This is a genomic window from Micromonospora sp. D93 (assembly GCF_018070365.1).
GTDB lineage: Bacteria > Actinomycetota > Actinomycetes > Mycobacteriales > Micromonosporaceae > Micromonospora > Micromonospora ureilytica.
On sequence record NZ_JAGPXW010000047.1, the window covers coordinates 33,301 to 40,192 of the forward strand.

Genomic DNA, 6,892 nt, shown 5'->3' on the forward strand with positions numbered 1-6,892 from the left:
GCCGGATCGCCCGCAAGATCGCCCAGGGGCGCACACCACGCGCGCCGGGTCAGTGATCTCAGCCAGTGTACGGCGGTCTGGCGAAGCCGCCAGCCGGTTGTCCGACGGTAGTGGGCGGACTCACCATCGTTACCACTCGCTGGCTCACCCGTTGAGCACGCTGCCCATCAGACCGTCCAGGGCGTCGCTGGCCAGCAGGACGACCAGAACGCTGATCGCCACCAGCAGCCCCAGAGCGGCGGCCAGGACGATCATCACCCGGGCGTTACTGGACCGCTCGGCCGGCGTGTCGGCCCAGCCCTGGGCCAGGATGTGCCCGGTCAGCGAGCCGGACGTCTCCACCGCGTTGGCGGGTATCGCGATCGTGGTGAAGCCGGCCCCCTCGCCGTTGCCGTAGACGGTGCCGGCCAGGTCGGAGCCGCCGTCCGGCAGCCCGCCACGCGAGCCGGGCAGGTCGGAGCCGCCGTCCTGGCGCCCGCCACGGGTGCCGGCCGCGTTCCGTGCGGGGGAACCAGCCGGTGGGCTGCTCGGCGACGCGGTCATTCGGGAGTTCCCGGTGCTGTTCCGGGTCGACGAGGGAGCCCCGGCGGTGGACGGTGGCCAGCTCGGCAGCGCTGGGGCGGGTACCACCGGCGGCGCGGAGGCAGCCGTCCCGGTCCATCCGCCGCCGGACGTCGGGCGGGTCGCCCCGGCCGTGGATGGCCACCCGGCCGGCGGTGCGGAGACCGACGCGCTGGCCCGTACGCCGGGCTTGTCGGTCATCGCCGGCGGCGGTGGAAACGGCGGTGCCGGCATCGGGCCGGGCGGGGCTGGTGGTGCGGGCACCGGCGGGCCGGGTGGCGGAAGCGGTGGGCTCGGCACGGGCGGCGACGGCGGGCCGGGGATGGGCGGCACCGGCGAGGGCTGCGGGTTGGGCGGGCCCGGAACGGGCGGAACCGGACCGGGCGGCGGCGTGGGTCGGGGGCCCGGCGTTGGCATCGGGCCGGGCGGGAACGGACCCGGGGCCGGCGCGGGTTCCGGTTCCGGTGGCGGCGGCTGCGTCGGCCCGGGACCGGGTGGCGTGGGTTCCGGCTCCGGAGTCGACGGCGTGGAGGGCGGGGCCGGTTCCGGCTCGGCGCCCACCGGCGTGGTTCCGTAGACGGCAGGCGATTTCCCGCGAAGGCCGGGGGTGCCCAGGGCGTCGGCCGTGCCCCGGCTGCCGCTCGGAACCGTGGCGCTGGCCCGGGCCGGCGCGGGGGAGTCGTTGCGCTGCCCCGGCAACGACACGTCGGCCGGGCTGGCCGAGCCGGTCGCACGGTAGGTGGTCGCGGTGACCGGAGCGCTGGCCGGCAGGTCACTGCGGAGCGCCCCGGCGGTCACGACGCTGGCGCGTGCGCGTACCGGTGCGGCGGCCTGGCCCTGGCGCGCGTCGACCACCGGCGACTCCGCGGCGCTGGTCCCAGAAACGTCAGTGCCGCCGGAAGGGGCGTCGGCGGGTGCGGCGTCGGCGGGCTCGGCGTCGTCGGCGTCGGTCGAGGCGTCCGGGACGACAGCTGCCGTGCCGCTGTGGGCCGGGCTGGCCTCGCTGTGGGCCGGGCTGGTGTCAGCTGGGCTGGCCTCGCTGGCGGCCACCGGGTCGGCGGTTTCCGGCCCTGGTGGGCCGGCCTGGTCGACCACGGGGTCGACCGTCTCCGCCGGATCTCTCTGCTCGGCCATTTCCGCCCTCCGCGCCATGCTCGCACCCGGACCCGTGACGTCGGGTCGGATGTGCCTGGTTGTCACGGTGCCACAGATCTTGCCGAGCGGACAGCCGGAGGCGGTCGTGGCGGATCAGCCCGTGGTGCTGGGGCTGCCCGTCGCGCTGCCACTGCCCGTCGCGCTCGCGGTGGCCTTCGGCGTGGTCGTCGGAGGCGTGCTGGCCGTCGCGCTCGCGGTGGCCTTCGGCGTGGTCGTCGGAGTGCTGCTCGGGGTGTTCGACGGCTTCGGCGTGGTGCTGCCGGTCGGGGTCGGCGTCGGGGTGGTGGTCAGCGTCGGCGTCGGCGTCGGGGTGGTCGTCAGAGTCGGCGTCGGCGTGGGCGTCGGGGTGGTGGTCTTCGTGGGCGACGGCGTCGGCGTCGGCTTGCTGGTCTTGGTGGGCGACGGGGTGGGCGTCGGCTTCGGGGTCGAGACGGGCGGGGTCGGATTGGTCACGACCGGTGCCGGCACCGCGCCGATCACCCGGGTGGCGGCATACAGCCGGGACCAGCGGACGACCGAGATCTTGACGACGTCGCCAGTGGTGGGGGCCTGCACCATCTTGCCGTTGCCGATGTACATGCCGACGTGGTGGATCGTCGTCCAACTGCTGCCCGAGGCGAAGAAGAGCAGGTCGCCGGGGAGCAGCGCGCTCTGCGGAACGGTGCGGCCACGGGTGGCGGCGTACTGGTCACGGGAGACCCGGGGCAGGTCGAAGTAGTCGGCGCCGGAGGACCGGTAGGCCGCCCACATCAGGCCGGAGCAGTCGAACTCGTCCGGCCCCTCCTCGGACCACTTGTACGGGTCACCGAGCTGGGCGAGCGCATATCGGACCGCGGCCAGTGCCCGGGGGTGCGCGGCCATGCCGCTGATGCTCTGGTTGGAGACGTAGCCGGCGCCGATCTGCTGCTCGGCGGCTTCCTGCTGGCGTTCGATCTCGATCAGCGCGGCGGCGTTGTCCCGGCGCAGCTTGAGCAGGCTCGCCTCGGCGGTGCGGAGCCCCTTCTCACCCGCGGTGAACTCCGTCTCGGCGGCCGCGAGCAGATCCTTGGCCTCGCTGTGCTTCTGGTACGCGGCCTGCTCACCGGCGCGGGCCCGGGACAGCTCCCCGGCCACTCCGGTGGTGCCGCCGTCGACCTTCTCGCCACGGGTGATCGCCTGGAGGCGGCTCAGCCCACGGATGTCCTGGGCGAGGTCGCCCGGCGGCAGAGCGGCGGCTGCCTTGATGTCCTCGGCGGCTGCGGTGTCGGCCGTCTGCTGGGCCCGCAGCACTGCGTCCTGCGCGGTCGCCAGCGCCTTGCCGGCCGCGTCGAGCTGCGCCTGCGCGTCGACGCGTTTCTGCCGCCTCAACAGCAAATCCTCGCCGAGCGCGCCGACCTGGGCCTCACCGGCGGAGATCGCGGCGGCCAGTGGGCCGTTGCCGATGTTGACCACCGGCGGCGCGGGCACGCCGGCGACCGGTGCTCCGCCGGGCAGCTGAAGCGCGCCGGTGACCGCCGGGCGCGAGCCGGTGTCCGGCACTGTGGTCGGCAGGCCGGGCTCCGCGTAGGCCGGGGTGGCCAGCACGGCCGCGGCGATCGCGCCGAGCAGGGCGGCCCAGAGCTTCGGGCGCAGCACCGGCGAGATCACCGGGCTCCGTCGTCGCTGCCGTCGCCCGCGCCCGCTGTAGACCATGCCGCTCCCCGTCCAACCGCTCGTCGCCGCGCTCGGTGGGCGCGACCGTCGGGACGGTACCAGTGTGTGTGTTCCGCCCCACCTTGTTACTACCGCACCTCGCCACTCATGTCGATGCGTTGCCGGGTTACGGGAGGCTGAGAGTCTGGTGAAGTGGGTCGCTGCCGGCGACCGTGCCGCCGGGCCCGTCGGCGCCGCGACGTACGCTCGATCCGGACCGCAGGTGGAAGGGACGTGCCATGGACGCCGGACTCAAGCGTGAGCTCGAAGCGAAGGTGTACGCCGGTGAGCGGCTGACCCGGGAGGACGGGGTCGCACTCTACGAGAGCGACGACCTGACCTGGCTGGGGCGGCTGGCGCACCACAAGCGCACCGAACTGAACGGCGACCGGGTGATGTTCAACGTCAACCGGCACCTCAACCTGACGAACGTCTGTTCGGCGTCCTGTGCGTACTGCTCGTTCCAGCGCAAGCCGGGCGAGAAGGACGCGTACACGATGCGCATCGACGAGGCGGTCCGTAAGGCCAAGGAGATGGAGGACGAGCAGCTCACCGAGTTGCACATCGTCAACGGCCTGCACCCCACGCTGCCCTGGCGTTACTACCCGAAGGTGCTGCGCGAGCTGAAGGCCGCGCTGCCGAACGTCAAGCTCAAGTGCTTCACGGCGACCGAGGTGCAGTGGTTCGAGAAGATCAGCGGCCTGAGCGCCGACGAGATCCTCGACGAGCTGATGGACGCCGGCCTGGAGTCGCTGACCGGTGGTGGCGCGGAGATCTTCGACTGGGAGGTCCGGCAGCACATCGTCGACCACGCCTGCCACTGGGAAGACTGGTCGCGCATCCACGCCCTGGCACACAGCAAGGGCATGAAGACCCCGGCGACGATGCTGTACGGCCACATCGAGGAGCCCCGGCACCGCGTCGACCACGTGCTGCGGCTGCGCGAGTTGCAGGACGAGACCGGCGGCTTCGCGGTCTTCATCCCGCTGCGCTACCAGCACGACTTCGTCGACTCGGCGGACGGCAAGATCCGTAACCGGATCCAGGCGCGCACCACGATGGCCTCGCCGGCCGAGTCGCTGAAGACGTTCGCCGTCTCCCGGCTGCTCTTCGACAACGTGCCGCACCTGAAGAACTTCTGGGTGATGCACGGGTTGTCGGTGGCGCAGCTCTCGCTGAACTTCGGCGTGGACGACCTGGACGGCTCCGTCGTCGAATACAAGATCACGCACGACGCCGACTCGTACGGCACCCCGAACACCATGCACCGCGACGACCTGCTGCACCTGATCTGGGACGCCGGCTTCCAGCCCGTCGAGCGGGACACCCGCTACAACGTGGTCCGGGAGTACGACAAGGCGCCGTCGCTGGCCGAGCGGCGCGCCGAGCCGCAGCAGGTCTGGGCCTGAGCCGCCACGTACCCTCGCAGTCGATGACCGAGCAACGAGGACCTGAGCAGCAGGGCGGGTTTCCCCGCCGGGACGCCGATGGGCGCATCCGTACCCTTGGCGATCTGCTCGGGGTGTGCCTGGCCGGCCTGGTCATCGGTGTGCTCGCGTTGGTGCTGTTCGACTGGGCGTTCGCCTCGATCGGTGCTGGCGACTTCGGGCACACCAATGGTTGGCTGGCGGTGATCCTGCCGGCCTGGTTGTTCTGGGACGACTTCCGGGCCTGGGAGTTCGGCGCGGCCCGGGTGCTGGCGGCGGTGGTCGCCGCTGCCGTCGGGGTGTTCGTGGGACTGCTGGTCGCCGGTCTGGGCGCGGGGTTGCCGCCGCTGCTCTCCGGCGCGTTGGCGGCGGGGGCGTTCACGGTGGCGTACGCAACCCTCTGGTTCCCGGGCGTCCGCTGGCTGGCCCGCCGGACCGGCTGACCACGACCGCCCGCCGGGCGGCTCGATCCTTCCGCCGGCAGTGGCGGGCGACGGAGAGAACGGAGTGGTGCAGGTGAGCGCCGCGCTCAAGTACACGCTGGGCCGGATCGGGCTGTTCGTCGCCGTGTTGGCGGGCCTCTGGCTGGTCGACATGAACGTGTTCCTGAAGCTCATGCTGGCGTTGGTGTTCTCCGCCGCGCTCTCCTTCTTCCTGCTGCGCGGTTGGCGGGACGAGATGGCCGGGGAGATCGCCGAAGCAGCCGAGCGCCGGCGCGCCGAGAAGGAACGCCTCCGCTCCGCCCTGGCCGGCGACGACCAACCCCCCACCCAAACCCCAGACTCCCCGCGTTGATCATGAAGTTGTTGTCACGACACGCCCGCGTAGTCGGGCAATAACTTCATGATCAACCGCGCGGTGCCTACCAGTTGGTGGAACCGGGGACCTTGGGCCAGGGTTTGGACGTCGGCTTGATCAGGTAAGCGATGCCGCCGGAGCCACCGGAGACGCCGCCGCTGGCGTTGGTGCGCTTGGTCCGCAGCCAGATCTGTTCGAACTGCGCACGCTTGTAGACGTTGCGCACCACGTCGTTGCTGGACGAGGCGGGGTCGTTGACGATCACGTCGCCGTCGGCGGTGAAGCCGACCACCACGAAGAGGTGCCCGGAGGTGCCGTAGTTCGCCCCGTCCAGCTCACTGGCGAGGAAGGACTGGCTGGTCACGACGGGGATGCCGGCGGCGATGAAACGCTCAAGTTCGTCCAGCGAGTGCAGTCGGGTCACCCGGCCCTCCAGCCCAGGGAAGCTGGCCGCGTACGCGGTGTTGAACGGCCAGTTGCCCGCGCCGTCGTACGCGTAGTCGTAGGTCATCCGCGCGGCGTGGTTGACGGTCGGGTCGGGGTAGGTCGGGTCCACCCAGGAGGTGTCGGCCGCCGACGGTTCGCGTCCCCAGTACTCGACCACCATCTCGGTGGAGGTGGGTGAGCACCACGCCTCGCCGCCGCCGTCGTACTCGGGGTAGTGCCCGGCGTGCACGTTCTGCGAGTAGCGCGGCACCGGCAGCTCCCGGCCCCAGGCGATGTGCCCGGCGCTCGGTGGCACTGTGAACCGGTCCAGCACTGTGGAACTCATCGCGCCCAGCATCCGGACCACCGGGGCGGCGCTCTGCCCGGGTGCCCGGTAGAGGGTCAGCTTGAGCTGGTACGACCGCAGCAACACCCCGGCGGTGGCGTCGTCGATGCTGAAGGTGTCGGTCCAGATCGTCGACCAGGGGTCGCCCTGCCGGTCGACGCTGGTCCGCTTGATGTCGGTGTCGCCGGACGCCCAGCGACCCAGGACGTACCACGGGGTCTGGTCGCCGCTTGTGTAGTTGCCCTGCATTTCCACCTGGATCCAGGTGCCGGCGGGGGTCTCCGCGTTCCAGGAGGCGATCAGCTCGGTGGCGTCGAATCCGACTCGGGTCGTCGGCGAGGTCCAGGTGCCGTACTCCCAGGTGCGGGTGGTGCCGGTGTGCGGGTCGGCGTACTCGGTGGTGCCGGCCGGACGGGCCAGGGTGACGCCCGCTCGGGCGCCGGGCACGACGCGGGTGCCGGCCCGGCTGCCCCGGTGCCAGTCGGCCGGCCCGGACCAGTCCTGGTAG

At 72.1% G+C, this 6,892-nt stretch carries 6 protein-coding genes; 3 read left to right on the forward strand and 3 right to left on the reverse strand.

Annotated features, from left to right (window positions below; genetic code table 11):
• Positions 1-144: 144 nt before the first annotated feature.
• Both KBX71_RS34140 and KBX71_RS32330 read right to left on the reverse strand, forming a co-directional pair.
• Positions 145-1,695: a hypothetical protein gene (locus KBX71_RS34140; RefSeq protein WP_247684486.1), complete on the reverse strand. Its 1,551-nt coding sequence runs from the start codon at positions 1,693-1,695 to the stop codon at positions 145-147.
• A gap of 114 nt (positions 1,696-1,809) precedes the next feature.
• On the reverse strand, positions 1,810-3,387 hold the full coding sequence (locus KBX71_RS32330; protein ID WP_210821506.1) for a C40 family peptidase: 1,578 nt from the start codon (positions 3,385-3,387) through the stop codon (positions 1,810-1,812).
• A 239-nt stretch (positions 3,388-3,626) separates the two neighbouring features.
• Between KBX71_RS32330 and mqnE the strand changes: the two genes are divergently transcribed.
• From mqnE to KBX71_RS32345, 3 genes are all read left to right on the forward strand, one after another.
• Positions 3,627-4,796, forward strand: coding sequence for an aminofutalosine synthase MqnE (gene mqnE, locus KBX71_RS32335; protein WP_124815231.1), 1,170 nt, complete (start codon positions 3,627-3,629; stop codon positions 4,794-4,796).
• 23 nt (positions 4,797-4,819) lie between these two features.
• Entirely contained in the window at positions 4,820-5,257 is a 438-nt protein-coding gene (locus tag KBX71_RS32340) for a hypothetical protein (RefSeq protein WP_210821507.1), read from the forward strand.
• Between the two features lie 73 nt (positions 5,258-5,330).
• Positions 5,331-5,609, forward strand: a complete 279-nt coding sequence (locus KBX71_RS32345) for a DUF4229 domain-containing protein (protein WP_210821511.1) — start codon at positions 5,331-5,333, stop codon at positions 5,607-5,609.
• 67 nt (positions 5,610-5,676) lie between these two features.
• Here the strand turns inward: KBX71_RS32345 and KBX71_RS32350 are convergent.
• Positions 5,677-6,892, reverse strand: a 1,216-nt coding sequence (locus KBX71_RS32350) for a C39 family peptidase (RefSeq protein WP_210821508.1), incomplete at its 5' end; no start/stop codon positions are given.

Coding starts and splice junctions, on each gene's coding strand:
- KBX71_RS34140 (WP_247684486.1), bottom strand. CDS start 1,695: ATGGCCGAGCAGAGAGATCCGGCGGAGACGGTCGACCCCGTGGTCGAC.
- KBX71_RS32330 (WP_210821506.1), bottom strand. CDS start 3,387: ATGGTCTACAGCGGGCGCGGGCGACGGCAGCGACGACGGAGCCCGGTG.
- mqnE (WP_124815231.1), top strand. CDS start 3,627: ATGGACGCCGGACTCAAGCGTGAGCTCGAAGCGAAGGTGTACGCCGGT.
- KBX71_RS32340 (WP_210821507.1), top strand. CDS start 4,820: ATGACCGAGCAACGAGGACCTGAGCAGCAGGGCGGGTTTCCCCGCCGG.